General features: G+C 70.6%; 21 protein-coding genes and 2 tRNA genes. 7 read left to right on the forward strand and 16 right to left on the reverse strand.

Features of this window, described 5'->3' with window-relative positions:
• Window positions 1-13: 13 nt before the first annotated feature.
• The 3 genes from OG309_RS18055 (at window position 14) to pknB (ending at window position 5,041) form a co-directional block, all read left to right on the forward strand.
• Entirely contained in the window at window positions 14-1,456 is a 1,443-nt protein-coding gene (locus OG309_RS18055; protein ID WP_329422133.1) for an FtsW/RodA/SpoVE family cell cycle protein, read from the forward strand.
• Complete coding sequence (locus tag OG309_RS18060; protein ID WP_329422134.1) at window positions 1,453-2,919, forward strand: peptidoglycan D,D-transpeptidase FtsI family protein; 1,467 nt, start codon at window positions 1,453-1,455, stop codon at window positions 2,917-2,919. Before OG309_RS18055 ends, OG309_RS18060 begins: the two co-directional genes overlap by 4 nt.
• Before the next feature lie 157 nt (window positions 2,920-3,076).
• Window positions 3,077-5,041, forward strand: a complete 1,965-nt coding sequence (gene pknB, locus OG309_RS18065; protein WP_329422137.1) for a Stk1 family PASTA domain-containing Ser/Thr kinase — start codon at window positions 3,077-3,079, stop codon at window positions 5,039-5,041.
• 139 nt (window positions 5,042-5,180) lie between these two features.
• On the opposite strand, the gene OG309_RS18070 is transcribed toward pknB, so the two are convergent.
• From OG309_RS18070 to OG309_RS18095, 6 genes are all read right to left on the reverse strand, one after another.
• On the reverse strand, window positions 5,181-5,858 hold the full coding sequence (locus tag OG309_RS18070) for a class E sortase (protein ID WP_329422139.1): 678 nt from the start codon (window positions 5,856-5,858) through the stop codon (window positions 5,181-5,183).
• Window positions 5,859-5,897: 39 nt separating this feature from the next.
• A complete protein-coding gene (locus tag OG309_RS18075; protein WP_329422142.1) occupies window positions 5,898-7,235 on the reverse strand; it encodes a class E sortase in 1,338 nt (445 codons plus the stop codon).
• The gene (locus OG309_RS18080; protein WP_329422143.1) at window positions 7,232-7,870 is read right to left on the reverse strand and encodes an aminodeoxychorismate/anthranilate synthase component II; all 639 of its coding nucleotides are present in this window, start codon (window positions 7,868-7,870) and stop codon (window positions 7,232-7,234) included. The genes OG309_RS18075 and OG309_RS18080 overlap by 4 nt, the downstream gene beginning before the upstream one ends.
• A complete protein-coding gene (locus OG309_RS18085; RefSeq protein WP_329422144.1) occupies window positions 7,867-8,028 on the reverse strand; it encodes a hypothetical protein in 162 nt (53 codons plus the stop codon). Before OG309_RS18085 ends, OG309_RS18080 begins: the two co-directional genes overlap by 4 nt.
• 64 nt (window positions 8,029-8,092) lie before the next feature.
• Complete coding sequence (locus OG309_RS18090) at window positions 8,093-8,770, reverse strand: class E sortase (protein WP_329428412.1); 678 nt, start codon at window positions 8,768-8,770, stop codon at window positions 8,093-8,095.
• Between the two features lie 86 nt (window positions 8,771-8,856).
• Entirely contained in the window at window positions 8,857-9,624 is a 768-nt protein-coding gene (locus OG309_RS18095; protein ID WP_329422147.1) for a DUF881 domain-containing protein, read from the reverse strand.
• Window positions 9,625-9,764: 140 nt separating this feature from the next.
• Here OG309_RS18095 and crgA point away from each other — a divergent pair, with 140 nt between their 5' ends.
• Window positions 9,765-10,022 carry a cell division protein CrgA gene (crgA, locus tag OG309_RS18100; protein WP_046908700.1) on the forward strand — a complete coding sequence of 86 codons (258 nt, stop codon included), beginning with the start codon at window positions 9,765-9,767 and terminating at the stop codon, window positions 10,020-10,022.
• A gap of 294 nt (window positions 10,023-10,316) precedes the next feature.
• On the opposite strand, the gene OG309_RS18105 is transcribed toward crgA, so the two are convergent.
• Both OG309_RS18105 and OG309_RS18110 read right to left on the reverse strand, forming a co-directional pair.
• Window positions 10,317-11,183 carry a rhomboid family intramembrane serine protease gene (locus OG309_RS18105; RefSeq protein ID WP_329422150.1) on the reverse strand — a complete coding sequence of 289 codons (867 nt, stop codon included), beginning with the start codon at window positions 11,181-11,183 and terminating at the stop codon, window positions 10,317-10,319.
• Between the two features lie 246 nt (window positions 11,184-11,429).
• A complete protein-coding gene (locus OG309_RS18110) occupies window positions 11,430-11,957 on the reverse strand; it encodes a peptidylprolyl isomerase (protein WP_329422152.1) in 528 nt (175 codons plus the stop codon).
• Window positions 11,958-12,122: 165 nt separating this feature from the next.
• On the opposite strand from OG309_RS18110, the gene OG309_RS18115 reads away from it, so the two are divergent.
• On the forward strand, window positions 12,123-12,815 hold the full coding sequence (locus OG309_RS18115) for a DUF5324 family protein (protein ID WP_329422155.1): 693 nt from the start codon (window positions 12,123-12,125) through the stop codon (window positions 12,813-12,815).
• Window positions 12,816-12,882: 67 nt separating this feature from the next.
• Here the strand turns inward: OG309_RS18115 and OG309_RS18120 are convergent, their stop codons facing one another.
• The 3 genes from OG309_RS18120 to OG309_RS18130 form a co-directional block, all read right to left on the reverse strand.
• Complete coding sequence (locus tag OG309_RS18120; protein WP_329422157.1) at window positions 12,883-13,440, reverse strand: DUF6344 domain-containing protein; 558 nt, start codon at window positions 13,438-13,440, stop codon at window positions 12,883-12,885.
• A 192-nt stretch (window positions 13,441-13,632) separates the two neighbouring features.
• Window positions 13,633-14,880: an MFS transporter gene (locus OG309_RS18125; protein ID WP_329422160.1), complete on the reverse strand. Its 1,248-nt coding sequence runs from the start codon at window positions 14,878-14,880 to the stop codon at window positions 13,633-13,635.
• Between the two features lie 154 nt (window positions 14,881-15,034).
• A tRNA-Ala gene (locus tag OG309_RS18130) sits at window positions 15,035-15,107 on the reverse strand.
• Between the two features lie 129 nt (window positions 15,108-15,236).
• Here OG309_RS18130 and OG309_RS18135 point away from each other — a divergent pair.
• On the forward strand, window positions 15,237-15,785 hold the full coding sequence (locus OG309_RS18135) for a helix-turn-helix domain-containing protein (protein ID WP_329422161.1): 549 nt from the start codon (window positions 15,237-15,239) through the stop codon (window positions 15,783-15,785).
• A 31-nt stretch (window positions 15,786-15,816) separates the two neighbouring features.
• Window positions 15,817-17,199, forward strand: a complete 1,383-nt coding sequence (locus OG309_RS18140) for a serine/threonine-protein kinase (RefSeq protein WP_329422163.1) — start codon at window positions 15,817-15,819, stop codon at window positions 17,197-17,199.
• On the opposite strand, the gene OG309_RS18145 is transcribed toward OG309_RS18140, so the two are convergent.
• From OG309_RS18145 to gyrA, 5 genes are all read right to left on the reverse strand, one after another.
• Window positions 17,186-18,478 (reverse strand): hypothetical protein, encoded by a 1,293-nt coding sequence (locus OG309_RS18145; protein ID WP_329422166.1) that lies wholly within the window; start codon window positions 18,476-18,478, stop codon window positions 17,186-17,188. The genes OG309_RS18140 and OG309_RS18145 overlap by 14 nt on opposite strands.
• Before the next feature lie 160 nt (window positions 18,479-18,638).
• Window positions 18,639-18,773 (reverse strand): DLW-39 family protein, encoded by a 135-nt coding sequence (locus OG309_RS18150; protein ID WP_003958712.1) that lies wholly within the window; start codon window positions 18,771-18,773, stop codon window positions 18,639-18,641.
• A gap of 145 nt (window positions 18,774-18,918) precedes the next feature.
• Window positions 18,919-18,992: transfer RNA gene (locus OG309_RS18155), tRNA-Ile, on the reverse strand.
• Window positions 18,993-19,090: 98 nt separating this feature from the next.
• Window positions 19,091-19,657 (reverse strand): DUF3566 domain-containing protein, encoded by a 567-nt coding sequence (locus OG309_RS18160; RefSeq protein WP_329422168.1) that lies wholly within the window; start codon window positions 19,655-19,657, stop codon window positions 19,091-19,093.
• 123 nt (window positions 19,658-19,780) lie between these two features.
• Window positions 19,781-22,369: a DNA gyrase subunit A gene (gene gyrA, locus OG309_RS18165; protein ID WP_329422169.1), complete on the reverse strand. Its 2,589-nt coding sequence runs from the start codon at window positions 22,367-22,369 to the stop codon at window positions 19,781-19,783.
• Between the last annotated feature and the right edge of the window lie 36 nt (window positions 22,370-22,405).

Consider the following 22,405-nt stretch of genomic DNA (forward strand, 5'->3'; position numbering starts at 1 on the left):
GCCTTTCACCACCATGAGCGTTGTCACCAACACGACCACGATCGGCGCCATCGAGGCGCCGAGCCGCCGGAACACCGAGCTGGCGCTGCTGGCCTTCGCCGTCGCCATCCCGGTCTTCGCGTACCTTGCCGTCGGTCTGGCGATCGACGGCAAGGTGCCGCCCGGCATGCTCGGTTACGGGGCGGGCCTGACCCTGCTCGCGGGCGTCGCGCACCTCGTGGTGCGCAAGTTCGCCCCGTACGCGGACCCGCTGCTGCTGCCGTTGGGCACCTTGCTCAACGGGCTGGGCCTGGTGCTGATCTGGCGTCTCGACCAGTCGCCGCGGCTGATCCAGCGGGCGACGAGCGCGTACGGCTCGTTCAGTCCGGACGCGCCGAAGCAGATGCTGTACTCGGCGATCGGCATCGCCATGTTCGTGGGCGTGCTGCTGGTCCTGAAGGACCACCGGGTGCTGCAGCGGTACACGTACATCTCGATGGTGGCGGCCCTGGTGCTGCTGCTGCTGCCGCTGGTGCCGGGCCTCGGTTCGGACGTGTTCGGCGCCAAGATCTGGATCAACGTCGCCGGTTTCTCCATCCAGCCCGGTGAGTTCGCGAAGCTGGTCCTGGCCGTGTTCTTCTCCGGCTACCTGATGGTGAAGCGGGACGCGCTGGCGCTGGCGAGCCGCCGGTTCATGGGGCTGTACCTGCCGCGTGGCCGCGACCTCGGCCCGATCGTGACGATCTGGGCGGTCAGCCTCCTCATCCTGGTCTTCGAGAACGACCTCGGTACGTCGCTGCTGTTCTTCGGCATGTTCGTGATCATGCTGTACGTGGCGACGGAGCGGACCAGCTGGATCGTCATCGGTCTGCTGATGTCCGCGGGCGGCGCGGTGGTCGTCGGCTCGACCGCGAGCCACGTGCAGTCGCGTGTGGCGGCCTGGCTGGACCCGTTCGGCTGTCTGAAGACGGCCCCCGAGGGCTCCAACATGGCCAACGCCTGTGACCAGATGACGCAGGTGCTGATGTCGTTCGGCTCCGGCGGCATCCTCGGCACCGGCCTCGGCCAGGGCAACTCGGACCTGATCGGCTTCGCCGCGAACTCCGACTTCATCTTCGCCACGGTCGGCGAGGAGCTGGGTCTGGCCGGCGTCATGGTCTTCCTGCTGCTGTACGGCCTGATCATCGAGCGTGGTGTGCGGACCGCCCTCGCGGCCCGCGACCCGTTCGGCAAGCTGCTCGCGATGGGCCTGTCGGGCGCGTTCGCGCTGCAGGTCTTCGTCGTCGCCGGCGGTGTGATGGGGCTCATCCCGCTGACCGGTATGACGATGCCGTTCCTCGCCTACGGTGGTTCGTCCGTGATCGCCAACTGGGCGCTGATCGGTGTGCTGATCCGGATCAGCGACACCGCGCGGCGCCCCGCGCCCTCCCCCGCCCCGAACCCCGACGCCGAGATGACGCAGGTGGTCCGTCCGTGAACAAGCCGCTGCGCCGGGTCGCGATCTTCTGCGGCCTGCTGGTCCTCGCCCTGCTGCTGCGGGACAACTGGCTCCAGTACGTCCGTGCCGACGAGCTCAACGCGAACCCGAAGAACAAGCGGGTGCAGATCGAGCGGTACTCCAATGAACGCGGGAACATCATCGTCGACGGCAAGCCGATCACCGGCTCCGTCGACTCCGGTGACAACTTCTACGCGTTCAAGCGGACGTACGTCGACGGCCGGATGTGGGCGCCGGTGACGGGGTACGCCTCGCAGGCGTTCGACGCCAACCAGATCGAGAAGATCGAGGACGGCATCCTCACCGGCAACGACGACCGGCTGTTCTTCGACCGCACGCTCTCCATGTTCACCGGGGAGAAGAAGAAGGGCGGCGACGTCGTCACCACCCTGAGCGGGGCCGCTCAGCGGGCCGCGTTCAAGGGCCTCGGCAGCAAGACGGGCGCGGTCGTCGCCATCGAGCCGTCGACGGGCAAGATCCTGGCGCTGGCGTCCACGCCGTCGTACGACCCGGGCTCCTTCGCCGGCTACCACGACAAGGACGCCCAGGCGTGGCAGGCGCTGGAGAAGGACAAGAACAAGCCGAAGCTGAACCGCGCGCTGCGCGAGATCTACCCGCCCGGTTCCGTCTTCAAGGTCGTCACGGCCGCGGCGGCGCTGGAGAGCGGCAAGGTCAAGGACATCAACGCGGCGACGGACACCCCCGAGGGCTGGAAGATCCCGCTCTCCACGGTGCCGATGAAGAACCACGCGAGCGGCTGCACCAACGCCAGCCTGAACGAGGCGCTGCGGGTCTCCTGCAACTCGGTCTTCGCGAAGCTGGGTGACGACGTCGGCCGGGACAAGATGGTCGAGATGGCGGAGAAGTTCGGTTTCAACGCCGAGCAGTTCACGCCGGTGCGTTCCGCGGCCTCCGTGTACGACAAGAAGGCCGACCGCGGTGGCAACGCGCTGTCGTCGATCGGCCAGTTCAACACGGCGACGACCCCGCTGCAGATGGCGATGGTGACGGCGGCGATCGCCAACGACGGCAAGCTGATGAAGCCGTACATGATCGACCAGCTGCGGGCGCCGAACCTGGACGTCATCAAGAAGACCGAGCCGGAGGAGCTGAGCCGACCGGTCTCGCAGAGCACCGCGCAGCAGCTGCAGGCGATGATGGAGAACGTCGTCGAGAAGGGCACCGGCGCCAACGCCGCCCTGGACATCGACGGGGTGCGGGTCGGCGGCAAGACGGGTACGGCGCAGCACGGCGAGAAGAACGCCAAGCGGCCCTACGCGTGGTTCATCTCCTACGCCAAGACCGACCAGGGTTCGCCCGTCGCGGTCGCCGTGGTCGTCGAGGACTCGGCGGGCACGGACCGTGAGGACATCACCGGTGGCGGCCTGGCGGCTCCGATCGCCAAGGCCGTGATGAAGGCGGTACTGAAGAGCAAGAGCTGAGCCGATCCCGGGGTCCCGGGCCGCATACCGGTCGGGTATCAGGTGGCGGCCGACGGACGAAGCGCCGTCCCGCGGCCGGTAGCGTATGCGCGAACAGCACACACCGCCGGACCACACACGGGTGCGGTCGGGACAGACGGAGAGGGCTGGAGTAGCTATGGAAGAGCCGCGTCGCCTCGGCGGCCGGTACGAGCTGGGCTCGGTGCTCGGCCGTGGTGGCATGGCCGAGGTGTACCTCGCTCACGACACCCGGCTCGGCCGCACCGTCGCCGTGAAGACGCTGCGGGCGGACCTCGCCCGTGACCCGTCCTTCCAGGCCCGGTTCCGCCGGGAGGCCCAGTCCGCCGCCTCGCTCAACCACCCGGCGATCGTCGCGGTCTACGACACCGGCGAGGACTACGTCGACGGCGTCTCCATCCCGTACATCGTGATGGAGTACGTGGACGGGTCGACCCTGCGTGAGCTGCTTCACTCCGGGCGCAAGCTGCTGCCCGAGCGCACGCTGGAGATGACCGTCGGCATCCTCCAGGCGCTGGAGTACTCGCACCGCGCCGGGATCGTGCACCGGGACATCAAGCCGGCGAACGTGATGCTGACCCGCACCGGTCAGGTCAAGGTCATGGACTTCGGCATCGCGCGCGCCATGGGCGACTCGGGCATGACCATGACGCAGACGGCCGCGGTGATCGGCACGGCCCAGTACCTCTCCCCGGAGCAGGCCAAGGGCGAGCAGGTCGACGCCCGCTCCGACCTGTACTCCACGGGCTGCCTGCTGTACGAGCTGCTGACGGTCCGGCCGCCGTTCATCGGCGACTCGCCGGTCGCCGTCGCGTACCAGCACGTGCGGGAGGAGCCGCAGGCTCCGAGCGTCTTCGACCCCGAGATCACGCCCGAGATGGACGCCATCGTCCTCAAGGCGCTGGTCAAGGACCCCGACTACCGCTACCAGTCCGCCGACGAGATGCGGGCCGACATCGAGGCCTGCCTCGACGGCCAGCCGGTCGCGGCGACCGCCGCCATGGGCGCGGTCGGGTACGGCGGCGGATACGGCGGCTATCCGCCGGAGGACCAGCCGACGACGGCCCTGCGCCAGGCGGACCCGGCGGGCCAGACGACGATGCTGCCCCCGATGAACGGCGACGACGGCTACGGCGGTTACGACGACCGTCCGGACCGGCGCCGTCAGAAGAAGTCCAACACCTCGACGGTCCTGCTGATCCTGGCGGGCCTCCTGGTGCTGGTGGGAGCGATCTTCATCGGTGTCTCCATCTTCGACAAGAAGGACGGGCCGCAGCAGGTCCCGGTCCCGCAGTTCGTCGGCAAGACGCTGAAGGAGGCGGAGGGACTGGCGCCCAACGCCCAGGTGAAGGTCGCCCAGACCGGCACCGAGCGCTGCGACCAGCCGAAGGGCACGATCTGCAGCCAGACGCCGGCCTCTGACCCGACGGCGAAGATGAACATCAACGAGACGATCTCCGTCGTCGTCTCCGAGGGCGCGCCGCAGATCGAGGTGCCGGACGTCACGGAGAAGCAGCAGGAGGGCGCCGAGGAGCTGCTCCGCGGCAAGGGCTTCCAGGTCGTCGTGCAGACCGAGGAGTCCGACGAGGACCCGGGCAAGGTCCTGAAGCAGGACCCCGAGGGCGGCACGCAGGCGGAGAAGAACTCGAAGGTCACCATCACGGTGGCCAAGAAGCAGAAGTCGCAGCTGCCGGACGTCACCAGCCGCACCTACGACGTCGCCGTCCAGCAGCTGCAGGTGCTCGGCTTCACGAACGTGTCGCGCCAGGACGTGGACTCGGAGCAGCCCATGGGCACGGTCATCGAGCAGAACCCCAAGGGCAGCACGGACCAGCCCAAGGACGTGCAGATCGTGCTGAAGGTCTCCAAGGGCCCGCAGCAGCAGACGCAGCCGGTCCCGCCGATCGTCGGCATGACGATCGACCAGGCCCGGGCGACCCTCACGGCGCTCGGCTACCAGCTGGGCAACGTCGACGGTCCGGCGGGCGGCGACGCCCGTATCAAGGAGCAGGACCCGCAGCCCGGCACGCAGGGCCAGCCGAACCAGGCGGTCAACGTGAAGACCGAGAAGGACGGCAACGGCGGCGGGGGCTGGTTCGGCTAGAACCGGCGCGCCCACCGTGCGGGCAGGTCGTATGAAGTAAGCCCCGGCATCCTGGATGCCGGGGCTTACTCGTTCTCCCCAGGGGTGTTCCGGGCGCTCTCCGGCGTTCCGGGCGCTCTCCTGGAGGGGCTCCGGGCGGCTAGCGGAGCTCCGCCGGCGGGGTGCGCCGGGCGTCGACCTTCTCGGTGCGCTCCAGCTCGCCCCAGACGATGTAGCGGTAGTCCGAGGTGTACATCGGGGTGCAGGTCGTCAGGGTGATGTAGCGGCCCGGGCGGGTCTTGCCGGACTCCTTGGGGACGGGCTGGAGGACGTCCACGTTGTACTTCGTGGTCTCCGGGAGCGTCTTGTAGACCTTGTAGACGTACCAGGTGTCCTTCGACTCGAAGACGATCGAGTCGCCGTTCTTCACCTTGTGGATGTTGTGGAACTTCGCCCCGTGCCCGTCGCGGTGCGCGGCGAGGGTGAAGTTGCCCTGCTTCTGCTGTGGCAGCGCCGACGTGACCGGGTCGGTGTAGTAGCCGGCGACGCCGTTGTTGAGGACGTCGCTGTCGGTGCCCTTCTTCACGAGGACCTCGCCGTCGCCCATGGCCGGCACGTGCAGGAAGCCGATGCCGTCCTTGGTGTCGAGTGCGCCGGGGCCGCTGTCGGCCCAGTGGTCGCGGACCTGGTCGCCGTCCTTGTCGGCGGCCCGGTCGGCGATGACGTTGGTCCACCACAGCGAGTAGACGACGAAGAGGCCGAGGACCAGGCCGGCGGTGATGAGGAGCTCGCCGAAGACGCTGATGAACCCGGCGATCCGGTTGCGCGCACGTGACACTGGGTCGTCCCGTCGAAAAGGTGGTGGTCTCGGTGGGGCTCAGCCTACGAGCGCGGCCGGCTTCCCCTTGCTGCGCGGGCGTTCGTCGACCAGTTTTCCCCACACGATCATGCGGTACGTGCTCGTGAACTCGGGCGTGCAGGTGGTCAGGGTGATGTAGCGGCCCGGCTTGGTGAAACCGGAACCCTTCGGGACGGGGTCGATGACGGAGACGTTCGACGGCGAGGTCTGCGGCAGGATGCTGGCCATCTCGTACGTGTAGTACGCGTCCTGCGTCTCGACGACGATCGGGTCGCCGGGCTTCAGCTGGTTGATGTACCGGAACGGCTCGCCGTGCGTGTTGCGGTGGCCGGCGACGGCGAAGTTGCCCTGCTTGTCGGCGGGCATGGCGGTCTTCAGCCTGCCCTCGCCGTAGTGGCCGACCATGCCCTTGTCGAGGACCTTGGGCTTGCTGATGCCCTCGGCGATGGGGGCGACCACGTCCAGCTTGGGGATGTACATGATGGCGAAGCCCTGTCCGGGCTCGAAGGCCTCGGGCCGGCTCTCGCCCTGCGACCACGAGTTCTCGATCTGCGCCTTGGCCTGGTCGGTCTCCTGGCCGGCCCGGACGTTCGTCCACCACAGCTGGTAGGTGACGAAGAGCAGCATGACGACGCCGAAGGTGATGAAGAGTTCACCGACGACCCGGCTGAGGACGACGCCGACGCTGTCCTTGGCGGCGCGGGCGGCCCGCCGCGCCTCGACGCGGGAGAGCGGGGCGGCGGGCTCCGGCGCGGCGGCGGGCTCGGGTGCCCGCCCCTTGCGCCGGGCGGCACGGCGCCGCTCGGCCCGGCCGGGCCCCGGCAGCGGCGCGGCGCCCTGCTCGACGGGGCGCGGGGCGTGCGGCTCGTCGTGGGAGAGGTCGTCGTGGGCGGGCTCGTCGTGGGCGGGGCCCGCGTACGCGGGCTCGTCGTAGGCGGAGGCGGAGGCGCCGGCGGGGGCTGCGTACGGCGCCTCGGCATACGTCGGCTCGGCGTACCGCGGCTCGGTGTACGGGGCCTGCGCGGCGACCGGCTCGTACGGCGGTTCGGCGTACGAGGGGTCGGCGTACCGCGGCTCGGGGGCGGCCGGCTCGTACGGTGCCTCCCGGGTCGGCTCGTACGGCCCCGTGTAAGCCGCCTCGTACGCCTCCTGGGGCCTCTGGGACGGCTGGGGGGCCTGGTAGGCCTCCGGGGCCGGTATCGCCTCGTAGACGGCCGTCTCGGCCTCGTACGCGGGCGGTACGGGTCCGGGGGCGTAGCCGTGCGGGGGGACGGGTCCGGGGGCGGGTGTCCGCTGCGGGTCCGGCTCGTCCTCCGGACCGTTCGCCGCCCGGAACCACGGCGACCCGGCCGTCACGCGACGGCCTTGCCCACCACCGGCGCGAGTCCCGCCGACCGCGCGACGGCCCCCTTGTCGCCGCACTGCTCCAGCCAGTTGGCGAGCATCAGGTGGCCGTGTTCGGTGAGCACCGACTCCGGGTGGAACTGCACGCCCTCGACCGGCAGTTCCCGGTGCCGCAGCCCCATGATGATGCCGTCCTCGGTGCGCGCGGTGACCTCGAGCTCGGCCGGCAGGGCGGCGGGCTCGGCGGCCAGCGAGTGGTAGCGGGTCGCGGTGAACGGCGAGGGAAGGCCCTGGAAGACGCCCTTGCCCTCGTGGGTGACGGGCGAGGTCTTGCCGTGCAGCAGCTCGGGCGCGCGGTCCACGACCCCGCCGTAGGCGACGGCCATCGACTGCATGCCCAGGCAGACGCCGAAGACGGGAACCCCGGTCGCGGCGCAGTGGCGCACCATGTCGATGCAGACCCCGGCCTGTTCGGGCGCGCCGGGCCCGGGCGACAGGAGCACGCCGTCGAAGCCGTCCTGGGCGTGGCTCAGCTCGACCTCGTCGTTGCGCAGCACCTCGCACTCGGCGCCGAGCTGGTAGAGGTACTGAACGAGGTTGAAGACGAAGCTGTCGTAGTTGTCGACGACGAGAATTCGCGCGCTCACTGGCCGTCCACCGTCACATCGTTGAACGGAAGCAGCGGCTCCGCCCAGGGGAACACGTACTGGAAGAGGACGTAGACGACCGCGAGGACGAGCACGACCGAGATCAGTGCCTTGGCCCAGGCGTTGCCCGGCAGATGCCGCCAGATCCATCCGTACATGACGTCCGCCGCCCCTTCCGTTCGTTACGGGGACCAGAGTACGGGGCGCGGGGGCACTGGGGGGTCAGCTGTCCAAAGCCTGTGGACGGCCGTCGGTCACCGGCTGGGTGGCGTCCAGGTGGGCCCAGGCGATCAGGCGGTGGCTGCTGCCCCACTCGGGGTCGCAGGTGGTGAGGGTGAGGTAGCGGCCGGGCCCGCGGAAGCCCGACTTGCGGGGCACGGGGTCGATGACGCCGACGTCGGTGGGGACGGTCCGGTAGGGCTCGCGGTCCACCCGGTACGTGTACCAGGTGGTGCCGTCGGTGAGGACGACGGCGTCGCCGCGGCGCAGCCGGGGGAAGTCCTTGAAGGGGTCGCCGTAGGTGCGCCGGTGGCCGGCGACGGCGAAGTTCCCGGTCGCGCCGAGGCGGGCGGTGCCGGCGTAGTGGCCGAGGCCCTTCTTCAGGGTGCCGGCCGAGGTGCCCTGGAGGACGGGCCACTCCCAGTCCTCGCCGAGCCGGGGCACGTACATGACGGCGAAGCCCTTGCCGGGCGCGTACGGCGTCGGGGGCGGTGCCGCGCGGGGGGCGCCGGCCGCCGTGACCGGACGGTCCACCCACGCGCGCTGGAGGGTGTCGAGCTGACCGGCGGTGGCGCTGCCGGCCTGCACTCCGGTCCAGTACATGACGTACACGACGAAGAGGACGATCAGCGCTCCGGTGGTGATGCACAGCTCGCTGAAGCTCCGTACGGCCAGGCGCAGAACCCGTCCTGCGGCCGGTGGTCCGGCCGGTCGCACCCTCGTCCCCGCCGTCACGGCACCCCGGCTCCCCCCGGTCGGCTGACCGGTCAGCTCACCGGCTTCGCGTAGTGGAGGTCCACTGTGCCCGAGTAGCCGGGCAGAGTCACCGCCTTGTGCTCGTCGACTTTCCAGCCGAGGCCGTAGGCCTTCACGTAGAGCTGGTAGTTCTGCAGGGCGGGGGAGTCGGCGAGGGCCTTGTTCAGCTTGCCGCGGTCACCGACGGCGGTGATCTTGTAGGGCGGCGAGTAGACGCGGCCCTGGAGGATCAGGGTGTTGCCGACGCAGCGGACGGCGCTGGTGGAGATGAGCCGCTGGTCCATGACCTTGATGCCCTTGGCGCCGCCCTTCCAGAGCGCGTTGACGACGGCCTGGAGGTCCTGCTGGTGGATGACCAGGTCGTTGGCCTGCGGCTCGGGGTAGCCGGGCGCGGCCTGGGCGTTCGGCGGGGCGTCGTCGAGGGTGACGGTGAGGCCGGGGCCGGCCGTCTCGGTGGTGCCCGCGGCGGTCTCCAGGGCGCGCAGCCGTGCGTCCTGGGCCTTGGTGGAGCCGTCGTCGCGGGCGGCCAGTGCGTCGACCTGGCGGCGCAGGGCGGCGGTGGTCTCGTCGAGGCCGGCGTTCTTGTGGCTGCGCTCCTCGATCAGGTCCGAGAGCCTGAGGAGGGAGGCGTCGGTGCGCAGATTGGTGCCCTTGGCCGTGTTGAAGCTGGTGACGAAGATCAGTCCGGCGAGGGCGAAAACGGCAGCGGTGAGCACCCGGACGGGGCGCCACCTCGTGGTTCGGCCCGGCCCTGTGGGAGTGTCGGCGGAATTGCTCAACGTACCCTGATCCCCTTCGGTGCCGCGGAACCACTACGCTAACGGACGCCCGGGGGACGCAGCGGTCCTCCTGCGTCACATCCCGGCGCCAGCCACAGTTCCCTGCGCGGTCACGCAGCGCATCGACAGGAGAGTCCCTCGTGCCGAAGTCACGGATCCGCAAGAAGGCCGACTACACGCCGCCGCCCGCCACCAAGCAGGCCGCCTCCATCAAGCTGACCAACCGCAGCTGGGTGGCGCCCGTGATGCTGGCACTCTTCGCCATCGGGCTGGTGTGGATCGTGGTCTTCTACGTCACCGACGGCACGCTGCCGGTCAAGTCCATCAACAACTGGAACATCGTGGTCGGCTTCGGCTTCATCGCCGCGGGGTTCGGCGTCTCGACGCAGTGGAAGTAGCGGCTCCCGCCGCCACTCGTCAAGCTCTGCCCTGAGGTTATCCACAGCGTTGTGCACAGCACTGGATAACTTACGAAGATCTGTGGATAACTCCGAGGGTGTTGACGCCGGTACGACCGCGACAACTCCACCAAGAGGACTCCTCGCCCCTCGCCTCTGAGAGAAAACACCTGCTCAGAGACGGGGGGCGCAGTCATGTCCAGACCAAGGTAACGCCGCGACCACGCACTGTGGATAACTCTGGGGAAAGCTCACCCCCGGGCCCGTCCCCAGCTCGTCCACAAGCCGCCCTGCTCAGGTGAGCGCAGCACTCCGGAAGAGCACGATCCCCAGGTCGACCAGGAGCACCAGGCCGCAGACCCCGTACTGCACGAGCCCCCGCCGCTCCCGCGGCGCGTGCACCATGGCGAAGGTCACCAGCGCTCCCCCGACGAGACCGCCGATGTGGGCCTCCCAGGAGATCCCCGGTCGGGTGAACGTCAGCAACAGCGACAGCGCCACGAAGAGGAAGACCGGCCGCATGTCGTAGCGGCGCCGGCGGGCCAGCACCACCCAGGAGCCGATCAGGCCGTAGACGATCCCCGAGGCGCCGAGCGAGGCCTGGTTCGGGGCGTCGACGAGATAGACCAGCGCGGAGCCCGAGAGGCCCGACAGCAGACACAGCAGCGTGTAGCGGATGCGGCCGAGCTCCGGCTCCACGATCCCGCCGATGACCCACAGGCCGATCATGTTGAAGAGGAAGTGCGGGATCTCCTGGTGCAGGAAGGCCGAGGTCAGCAGCCGGTACCACTCGCCGTCCGCGACTCCGACGACCTCGCCGAGCACGGGGTTGTAGGCGTAGCCGATCATCACCAGCTGGTCGGTGAACCGGTCGCCGAGCACCTGGACCGCGATGAACAGCGCCAGGTTGATCCCGATCAGGATCTTGGTGACGAGCCGCCCGTCGCTCTCCACCCGGCCGCCGGCGAGCGTCCTCGGCCGGTTGGCGTCGGGGGCGCGCCCCGTGCCGGAGCCGTTGCGCACGCAGTCGGGGCACTGGAAGCCGACGGACGCGGAGACCATGCACTGCGGGCAGATCGGCTTCTCGCAGCGGGTGCAGCGGATCCCGGTCTCGGTGTCCGAGTGGCGGTAACAGCGCGGCAGACCGGACTGCGGGTCCATGAGGCGTCCTCCCGAGGACGAGGCGACTGAGGAGACAGGTGCGGCGGGGACGTAGGGGACAACGGCGTCAACAGAACGCCCCGCCCTCCTGACGGACGGGCGGGGCACCAAGGTTCCCGGACGGGGTACGGGCAGATGTGCGAGCCGAGGAACGGACTGCGGTGCGAGCCGAGGAACGGACTGCGGTACGAGCCGAGGAACGGACTGCGGTACGAGCCGAGGAACGGACTGCGGTACGAGCCGAGGTCAGCGCTTCGCGATGACGACCGTCTCGATGACGACGTCCTCGACCGGGCGCTCCGTGCGCGCGTTGGTCTCGACGGCGGCGATCGCGTCCACGACCTTCTTGCTCTCCGCGCCGACGACCTCACCGAAGATCGTGTGCTTGCGGTTGAGCCAGGTCGTCGCGCCGACCGTGATGAAGAACTGCGAGCCGTTGGTGCCCGGGCCGGCGTTGGCCATCGCCAGCAGGTACGGCTTGTCGAAGAAGAGCTCCGGGTGGAACTCGTCGGCGAACTCGTAGCCCGGGCCGCCGGTGCCGTTCCCCAGCGGGTCGCCGCCCTGGATCATGAAGCCCTGGATCACCCGGTGGAAGACCGTGCCGTCGTAGAGCGGGTCCGTGGTGACCGCGCCGGTCGCCGGGTGCGTCCACTCGCGCTCTCCCCGGGCGAGCTCGACGAAGTTCTTGACCGTCTTGGGGGCGTGGAACGGCAGCAGCCGAATCTCGATGTCACCCTGGCTGGTCTTCAGAGTCGCGTACAGCTGCTCGGCCACGATCCGCCTTCTTCCACCTCTGCACCGGCGCGTATGCGCCCGCGTGTCCGATCCTCGCATGCCCCGGATGCCCGCCCCGCATGCCGGACAGCGGTCGGACAGGCATGATTCCGAAAAGGATGGAAAGGTGAAAAACCGACATCGCCACCGAGGAGGAGGAATCCTGTGACCCGCATGGACAGCGTGCGCGCCGCGACAGGTTCGGCGAAGGAGAGCGTGCTGCACGCCGCGGAAGTGGTGGCGCCGTACGCGGAGACGGCCAGAGACCAGGCCGTTCAGTATGCGCAGGAGACGCGCGACAAGCTGGGCCCGAAGGTCTCCAAGGCCGCGTCGCAGGCCCGCGCTCAGGCGCGTCAGCAGTACGACTGCCATGTCGCACCGCATGTACCGCCGCGGGTCGACGAGGCCGCGCATCGTGCGGCGGCCGTGACCCGCAAGGCCGCCCGTCAGGCGACCGACTACACCGTTCCGCGTGTCGAGCACGCGGTGGCCGTGACCGGTCCGGTCCTCGACGAGGCCGGGTCGCGTTCGACCGCCGCCTGGGCCGCGCTACGCGGTCAGGTGACGCCGAGGGACATCGAGAAGCTCATGAGGCAGCACGAGCGTCGGGCCAGGGCCGGACGCCTCGCCAAGGGACTCGCGGTCCTCGGCGTGCTGGCGGTGGGCGCGTTCTGCGCCTGGAGGTGGTGGGACAAGCAGGCCAACCCCGACTGGCTGGTCGAGCCGCCCGCTCCCACCGAGGTGGACGAGGAGACCGGGCTGTCGTCCGTCGACGACGGCGGTTCGTCACTCGATCCCGAGGTGGCGGCCAAGGAGGCCGACGCGGAGGCCACGGACCATGACGAGGAGCGTCGCTGATCGTCGGCCGGTCGCCGGGCAGGACACGAACGGACGCGAGGGCGTGCGCGGGACATCCCGCCGCGCCCTACGCGGCCGTCGCGGCCTGAGCGGCCGTCGCGGTCTGACCGGCCGTCGCGGTCTGCGGGGCCGTCGCGGTCTGACCGGCCGTCGCGGTCTGCGGGGCCCGAGCGGTCCGGGCGGCGCGCGCGGTGCTCGCGCCCAGCGCGCCGCGCACACCCTGCGCGGGGATCGTGCCCTGCTCGCCCTGCGCGGTCTTCGTCTGCAGGGCCGGGGCGGTCAGGTCGTCCGAGCCGGCCGGGTCGGTGCCGGCCGGGGCGTCCGCGCGCAGGTGCCGGACGGCGGGGGAGGATCCGTGCGCCTCGGCGCCGATCCGCTGCTTGATGGTCGGCGGCAGCGCGCGGCTCCGCGCCGTACGCCACTGATGGCTCCGCTGTGCCGGTACGGAGACGGCGGGACGCGCGGCAGCGGTCCCGGTACCACCGGCGACGGCCGGCTCCTCACCCTGCTGGAGGGCGGGCTGCCGGGCGGCGGTGGCGGGGCTCGCCAGGCCGAGGGAGGCGAGCAGGGCGAAGAGGACGGAGATGAAGGCGGTCCAGAACTGCTTGACCTTGGCGGTTGCCATGACCCCTCACTTTCGTGACGTTGTGGACGGTGTCCGATGCCCCGGAGGCCCGAGGAGAATCGGGGCGATCTCGAATGGTTCATTTGGAATTGCGCGCTTTTCGTACCTTCCTCATGATGTGTACGCGGGCCGGGATTCCCCGGAGCGACGCCACGTCCGCGCAGTTCTTCCGATGAACACCACCCGTCCGGCTCAGTGGGCTTCGGCCGGCTCCCCCGCGCCCGGGACCGGTGCGCCCGCGCGGGAGCGCTCCGCCCAGCGCACCGCCGGCCCCGTCGCCAGGCCCGCCACCAGGAAGATCCCGCCCAGGACCAGCCAGCCGGCCGCGCCCCCGCCGATCAGCAGCGTGGTGACGAGCAGCGGCCCGAGCGTCCTGGCGAACGGCACGCCGGTGCCGTAGAAGCCCTGGTACTGGCCGATCCGGTCGGCCGGCGCGAGTCCGAGGCCGATCTGCCAGGAGCCGACGGAGTGGCGCATCTCCGCGATCACCTGGAGGATCGCGCCCAGCACGAGCACCGCGACCGTCGGCCACGGCCCGAACCCGGCCGCCGTCACCGCGAACACCGCGCACGAGGCGAGCATCACCAGGCTGGAGCGCCCCACCGCCCGGGTGGCCTCGGGCAGCCCGGTGACCGAGCGCGCCGCCCGCACCTGGAAGAGCATCACCGCGCCGGTGTTGAGGACGAAGAGCGCGGACACCGTCCAGCCGGGCGCCGCCGTGCGCTCCACGATCCACAGCGGCAGGGCGAGGCTGAGCAGCGGCAGCCGGAGCAGCAGCAGCGCGTTGAGGAGCGTGAGCAGGGCGTACGGGCGGTCCCGCAGCACATCGAACCGGGCCGCGCCGTCGGCCGCGGTGCCCGTGCCGGGCAGCGGCGGGAGGGTGCGCAGCACCAGGGCGCAGACCAGGAAGCCCAGGGCGTCGAGGGCGAAGACGGCGAGGTAGGCGCCGCGTGTGCCGGCGTGCAGGGCGAGGCCGCCGAGCGCGGCGCCGACGGCGAGCCCGGCGTTGAGCGTGGCCTGGATCCTGGCGAGCATCCCGACCCGGGCGGCCGGCTCGACGAGCCCCGCGAGGAGCGCCTGGCGGGCGGCGGCGAGCCCGCTCTGGGCGGCGGCGTACACCGTGGCGGCGATCAGGAACGGCACGAAGGCGCGGATGAGCAGGAAGGAGGCGACGGCTCCCGAGGTCGCCAGGGCGAGCAGGACCGAGGTGCCGCGCGGTCCACGCCGGTCGGCCAGGTGTCCGAGTGGCACCCCCGCGAGTGAGCCGATGCCCCAGGCGACGGCGAGTCCGGCGCCGATCTGCGGGGCGGAGAGCCCGACGACCAGCGCGAAGTAGAGGGCCGAGGTCACATAGAACGCGCCGTCGCCGACGGAGTTGCTGAGCTGGGCGAAGAGCAGCGCCCGGTGGGGGCGCGGGGTGGTCCCGCGGGTGTTCGGCATGGACACGACGCTAGGCCGCGGTGGCCCATGCTCCCTGGTCCATTCACCCCTCGCGACAACGGGCCACTTCCCCACCCTCCGCGCCCCTACGAGAAAACCCCTCCCGGCCCGCGTACACGCAGGTCGGAAGGGGTTTCCAGCAGAACTCTGGGAGTGGAGCCTAGGGGAGTCGAACCCCTGACATCTGCCATGCAAAGACAGCGCTCTACCAACTGAGCTAAGGCCCCGGAGTGACAACAGAGTACCGGGTCACCCCCCGTATCCCGCAAAAGGATTGGGACTCCCCGTCGGCGACCACGCTCCGTAAGATGCTGATCGAGGTTCGCAGTGGCGAACCGCAGGGATGGGGAGAAGTAATGGATACAGCGCAGCAGGAAGCCACGGCCAGAGCCAGGGAGCTTCAGCGCAGTTGGTACGGGGAGCCGCTGGGGGCGCTCTTCCGTCGCCTGATCGACGATCTCGGGCTGAACCAGGCCAGGCTCGCGGCCGTGCTCGGGCTTTCGGCACCCATGCTCTCCCAACTGATGAGCGGCCAGCGGGCCAAGATCGGCAACCCGGCCGTCGTCCAGCGTGTCCAGGCCCTGCAGGAGCTCGCCGGCCAGGTCGCCGACGGCAGCGTCAGCGCCGCCGAGGCCACCGACCGGATGGACGAGATCAAGAAGTCCCAGGGCGGTTCCGTCCTGACCGCCAGCGGCCAGGCCACCACCGGCGTGGGGGCGCCGACGGTGCGCCGCGTGGTCCGCGAGATCCAGTCCCTGCTGCGCTCGGTCTCCGCGGCCGGCGACATCATCGACGCGGCGGACGCCCTCGCCCCGGCCCACCCCGAACTGGCAGAGTTCCTCCGGGTGTACGGCGCCGGGCGCACCGCCGACGCGGTGGCGCACTACGAGGCGCACCAGAACTGACGCCGGACGGCAGGGGGGCGGGCGCGGCGCGATGGGTGAGGTCTTCGCCGGTCGGTACGAGCTGATCGACCCGGTCGGGCGTGGCGGGGTGGGTGCCGTCTGGCGCGCCTGGGACCACCGGCGCCGCCGCTACGTGGCGGCCAAGGTGCTCCAGCAGAGCGACGCCCACACCCTTCTGCGCTTCGTCCGCGAGCAGGCGCTCAGGATCGACCACCCGCACGTCCTCGCCCCGGCCAGCTGGGCCGCGGACGACGACAAGGTCCTCTTCACGATGGACCTCGTGGCGGGCGGCTCGCTGGCCCACGTCATCGGGGACTACGGCGCCCTGCCGCCCCGCTTCGTGTGCGTCCTGCTCGACCAGCTGCTGTCCGGGCTCGCCGCGGTGCACGCGGAGGGGGTCGTGCACCGTGACATCAAGCCCGCCAACATCCTGCTGGACGTCACCGGAACCGGACGGCCGCACCTGCGGCTGTCCGACTTCGGCATCTCCATGCGCAAGGGCGAACCGCGGCTGACCGAGACCGATTACGTCGTGGGGACGCCGGGTTACTTCGCCCCCGAGCAACTGAGGGGCGCCGAACCGGACTTCGCCGCCGACCTCTTCGCCGTCGGCCTGGTCGCGCTCTATCTGCTCCAGGGCCGCAAGCCGGACTCCCAGGCCCTCGTGGAGTACTTCCTGACCCATGGCACCCCCGGCGCGCCGCAGGGCATCCCGGAGCCCCTGTGGCAGGTCCTGGCCGGGCTGCTCCAGCCCGACCCGCAGTCCCGCTTCCGGACCGCCACGGGCGCGCGCAAGGCGCTGAACGCGGCCGTGGAGCTGCTGCCCGAGCCGACGGCGGCCGACGAGCCCGTCGAGGTCTTCGACCAGATAGGGCCGCTTCCCACCGGCTTCGGCCCGAACGGCCCCGAGCCGACGGAGCCGACGGGGCCGACGGAGCCCCCGCAGGCACCGCACGCACCGCACGCACCGCACGTCCAGCAGCCGCACGCACTGCAGCCACCCGTGCAGCAGCCGTCCGTGCAGCAACCACCGGTGCAGCAGCCGTCCGCGCACCTGCCGGGCATGTCCGAGACGGGCAGCTTCCACCTGCCCCCGCCGCCTCGCACACCGACCCAGCCGGTCGCCGTACCGCCCTCCCCGGCTCACGCTCCGGCGCACACCCCCGTACAGACGCCCCAGGCGCCCCCGGCGCTCTCAGCCCCCGTGGCGCCGTCCGGGACCTCGCCCGCCGCCTTCGCCCAGATACCGACGGCCGCGGTCCCCCGAAGGCGGCCTGAGGCGTCCACGGCTCCCACCCGGGCCGAGGTCCTCCCCGCGCGCCGCCCCGGGCCGCCCGTGAAGGTCGCCGTCCCGGTGCTGTTCACCGCGCTGGTCTGTTTCGCCGTGGGGATCTGGGCGCTCATCCAGGCATAGGCCCGGCGCCCGCCGCCCGGCGGGCCAGCAGCCACCAGGTGCCCAGGCCGAGCAGCAGGACCGTTCCGGCGCCGATCCCGGCCACGCCGACCACGCGCAGTACGTCGCTGCGGGCCGCCTCGGGCGCGCTCTGGCCGCTGGCGGCCGCGTCCCGGTCGGCGTCGGTGACCGTGAACGGCCCGGCGGGCCCGGCGTACGCGGGAGCGGCCTTGGGCTGCCCGGTCACGTTCACCCGCAGGGTCAGCGGCAGCGGCTGGTCCCCGTACGCCTCGGCGACCTCCGGGCTGAGCGTGGCCGACAGGGTGTACCAGCCGGCGAAGCGCATGCCGTTCGTGCCGTCGTTCGAGGAGAAACGGTTCTCGTACGCCACCGGCCGCCGCGGATCGAGCTCCAGGGTGGCCGGGTCGCCGCCGTAGCTCAGGGAGTCGCGGTCGACGTGGCCGCGGGCGGGGTTCTCCAGGGAGAGCACGAACGCGTTGCCGACGAAGGCGTCCCCGTCCGGGCTGCTGCCCAGCTCGGCGTCGGCGAAGAGCTGCTGGCCCCAGTCGACGGGGACCCGGTAGAAGAGCGTCTGGCCCGGCCTGATGTCCGTGCGCCACTCGCCCTGCCGCAGCGAGGTCGCGCCCTGGAAGCCCGCGCCGCCCTGGCGCCGCTGCGGCCCTCCGGAGGGCGGCTGCGGCGTGCCCGAGGCCCAGTTCTCCGGAAGCGCCGTCGGACCGCTCCGGCGCACGCCCGGCTCGGTCAGGAAGCGGATCTCCAGCTCCCAGGCTCCGGGGTCGGAGGCGACGGCCGAGTCCCGTTCGACGAGGACGTAGTACGCGCCCGCGTGCCGGCAGGAGGAGGAGCCGGGGGTGAGCGTGCGGTGGGCGTAGGCGGTGAGGGGGCGGGCGAACTCGGCGGGACCGAAGGAGGTGTCCTGGTAGCCGCACTGGGTGTGGGAGCCGTCCTGCATGCTCACCTTGATGCCGTCGCCGTACGCGACCTTCCCGGCCCCTTTGGGGACGGCCACGACCGAAACGTACGCGTCCCGCTCGGAGTCGAGGTCGACGCGGTAGTAGAGCTTGCCGTTCTTCCCGATGGTGTCCCGGTAGCTCTTCTCCGGCTCCAACTGCGCGGCGTCCAGCGTGGATACGGCGCCCTTCACCTGCCGGGCGCCGTCGTCGAAGGCGTACCCGCCGACGTCACCGGCCGCCCGCGCACCGCCGGGCAGCGAGACGGCCAGGCAGGCCGCCGCGGCCAGCACTCCGGCCGTACGGCCCGTACCCCGTCGCCTGTTCACGCGCTCCCCCTCGTCGTGTCCGTGCCGGCCCATCCTGCCCGTCCGCCCGGCCACGACCCAAGAACTTCGCGACAGCAAGCAATTCATTCACTGTCGCGAACAGCACGAGGCCCCGGCCGCTCAGAGCGGCCGGGGCCTCGCACACACAGACTGTTGCGTCTCACACACCCGAACCTGCGGGCACGGAGTCGGTCGCCTCCGTCCACAGGTCCTGCTCGGCGCGATCCGCCTGGATCTGGCGGTACACGAGGAGCCCGCCGATGGCGGCCAGTGCGACCAGGAGCAGCTTCTTCACCGTGCGACCTCGTCTTTCGTTGACGTAGGAGACTTCTGACGCCCACTCTACACACCGACCGATACCGATCAGTGACCTAGGACGCCAACGCGTCCGAGAAAGCAATCGGCCCGGACGGGTGAACCGTCCGGGCCGATCTTCTGTGTGGGGCTAACAGGATTTGAACCTGTGGCCTCATCCTTATCAGGGATGCGCTCTAACCAACTGAGCTATAGCCCCGCCGCGCTTTGCGGTGTGTGTCCCGCGCGCTGACTCCTGAAGATTAGCGCACGTGGGGGCCAGCACCAAAATCGGTTCCGGACCGGCCCCCTCGGGAGCTACTCGTCCTCGGCGAGGGTGAGCTCCACACCGCCCACGAAGCCGGCCGACAGGTTGTAGATGAACGCCCCGAGCGTGGCCAGCGCCGTCATCAGGACGACGTCGATCACGGCGATCACCGAGGTGAACATCAGCACCCGCGGCAGCGACAGGAACGACTGCAGGTCGAAGCCGTTGGACTCGTTGGAGCCGGTGGCCTCGCTGATCGTGCCGCCCACGGTCGAGAAGACGCCCATGGCGTCCATGACCATCCACAGCACCGCTGCGGCCACGACCGTGCAGATGCCCAGCGCGATGGAGAGCAGGAAGCTCACCTTCATCACCGACCACGGATCGGCCTTCGCCACCCGCAGCCGCGCCTTGCGCGTGCGCGGCGTGGTCCGCGCGCCCGTGCGCGGCTTGCGCACGGCGGCCGTGTTCTGGCCGCCTGACGTGCCGCCCTGGGCCGCGTAGGCCTGCGGCGGGTGGTACGGCGCGCCCTGCTGCGCCTGGCCCCCCGCGCGCTCGCCGGGCAGCGGCCCGTTGTACGTCTCGTACGAGGGACGCTGCCCCCGAGTGTCCGTCACCGTAATCCCCCTACCTTCGGCGGGGGTGCCCCCACCCTGGGAGTCCGTGGCGGAGCCACGGGCACCGCTCGATCCTGCGGACCGGCCGTCGGCCGAACCGGCGCCCGTGGCTCCACTCACGCTCTACTCCTCGTGCTCCCCGGTCGCGGGCTCCGTGCCCTCGACCGCCTCGACCGCATCGGCGCCCTCGACCGCCTCGGCGTCGACGTCCTCGTCCTCGCCGCCGGCCTCGGCGTTGCGCGCGATGCCGACGACGGCATCGCGCTTGCCCAGGTTGATCAGCTGGACGCCCATGGTGTCACGGCCGGTCTCCCTGACTTCATTGACTCGCGTACGAATCACACCGCCGGACAGGGTGATGGCGAGGATCTCGTCGGTCTCCTCGACCACCAGCGCGCCCACGAGCGAGCCGCGGTCCTCCACGATCTTGGCGGCCTTGATGCCGAGGCCGCCGCGACCCTGGACGCGGTACTCCTCGACCGGGGTGCGCTTGGCGTAGCCACCGTCGGTCGCGGTGAAGACGAAAGTACCCGGCCGGACGACATTCATCGAGAGAAGCTGGTCGTCCTCGCGGAAACTCATCCCCTTGACACCCGAAGTCGCGCGTCCCATCGGGCGCAGCGCGTCGTCGGTGGCGGTGAAGCGGATCGACTGCGCCTTGCGCGAGACCAGCAGCAGGTCGTCCTCCGACGAGACCAGCTCGGCGCCGATCAGCTCGTCGTCGCTGCCGTCCTCCCGCTCGCGCAGGTTGATGGCGATGACGCCGCCGGAGCGCGGCGAGTCGTAGTCCTTCAGCACCGTCTTCTTCACCAGACCGGCCTTGGTGGCGAGCACCAGGTACGGCGCGGCCTCGTAGTCGCGGATCGCCAGGATCTGCGCGATCTGCTCGTCCGGCTGGAAGGCCAGCAGGTTCGCCACGTGCTGGCCGCGGGCGTCCCGGCCGGCGTCCGGCAGCTCGTACGCCTTGGCCCGGTAGACCCGGCCCTTGTTGGTGAAGAAGAGCAGCCAGTGGTGGGTGGTGGAGACGAAGAAGTGGTCGACGATGTCGTCCTGCTTCAGCTTCGTGCCCCGCACGCCCTTGCCGCCGCGCTTCTGCGAGCGGTAGTCCTCGGTCTTGGTGCGCTTCACGTAGCCGCCACGCGTGATCGTGACGACGATGTCCTCCTCGGCGATGAGGTCCTCGATGGACATGTCACCGTCGAAGGGCACCAGCTTGGAGCGGCGGTCGTCGCCGAAGCGCTCGACGAGCGCGGCCAGCTCCTCGCTGACGATCGAGCGCTGGCGCTCCGGGGAGGCCAGGATCGCGTTGTACTCGTTGATCTTCGCCTGGAGCTCGTCGTGCTCGGCGACGATCTTCTGGCGCTCCAGGGCGGCGAGCCGGCGCAGCTGCATCTCGAGGATGGCGTTGGCCTGGATCTCGTCGATCTGGAGCAGGCCCATCAGGCCCGTCCGCGCGACCTCGACGGTGTCGCTGCGGCGGATGAGCGCGATGACCTCGTCGATCGCGTCGAGCGCCTTGAGGAGGCCGCGCAGGATGTGGGCGCGCTCCTCGGCCTTGCGCAGCCGGAACTTCGTCCGGCGGACGATGACCTCGATCTGGTGCTGCACCCAGTGGCGGATGAACGCGTCGATCGACAGGGTGCGCGGCACCCCGTCCACCAGCGCCAGCATGTTCGCGCCGAAGTTGGTCTGCAGATCGGTGTGCTTGTAGAGGTTGTTCAGCACGACCTTGGCGACGGCGTCGCGCTTGAGCACGATCACCAGGCGCTGGCCGGTCCGGGACGAGGTCTCGTCGCGGACGTCGGCGATGCCGCCGATCTTGCCGTCCTTCACCAGGTCGGCGATCTTCTGCGCGAGGTTGTCCGGGTTGGTCTGGTACGGAAGCTCCGTGACCACCAGGCACTGGCGGTTCTGGATCTCCTCGACCTCGACGACCGCGCGCATCGTGATGGAGCCGCGTCCGGTGCGGTACGCCTCCTCGATGCCCTTGCGGCCGACGACGAGCGCGCCGGTGGGGAAGTCGGGGCCCTTGATCCGCTCGATCAGCGCGTCGAGGAGCTCCTCGTGGCTGGCGTCGGGGTGCTCCAGCGCCCACTGGGCACCGGCCGCGACCTCGCGCAGGTTGTGCGGCGGGATGTTGGTGGCCATGCCGACCGCGATGCCGGCGCTGCCGTTGACCAGCAGGTTCGGGAAGCGGGCCGGCAGGACCGTCGGCTCCTGGTTGCGGCCGTCGTAGTTGTCCTGGAAGTCGACGGTCTCCTCGTCGATGTCCCGGAGCATCTCCATGGCCAGCGGCATCAGCTTGCACTCGGTGTAGCGCATCGCGGCCGCCGGGTCGTTGCCCGGGGAGCCGAAGTTGCCGTTCGAGTCGACCAGCGGCATCCGCATCGACCAGGGCTGGGCGAGGCGGACGAGCGCGTCGTAGATCGAGGAGTCGCCGTGCGGGTGGTACGTACCCATGACGTCGCCGACGACGCGGGCGCACTTGTAGAAGCCCTTCTCGGGCCGGTAGCCGCCGTCGTACATCGCGTACAGCACGCGCCGGTGCACGGGCTTGAGGCCGTCCCGCACGTCGGGAAGGGCACGGGACACGATGACGGACATCGCGTAGTCGAGGTACGAGCGCTGCATCTCGGTCTCGAGCCCGACGGGCTCGATCCGCAGCACGGGTTCGTCTTCGGTGGTCCCGGTCGGGGTGTTTTCGTCGGCCATTGCTGGTCGTCAGTCCTTTCGTACGGTCAGCTGAGA

The sequence above is a fragment of the Streptomyces sp. NBC_01268 genome (assembly GCF_036240795.1).
Lineage (GTDB): Bacteria > Actinomycetota > Actinomycetes > Streptomycetales > Streptomycetaceae > Streptomyces.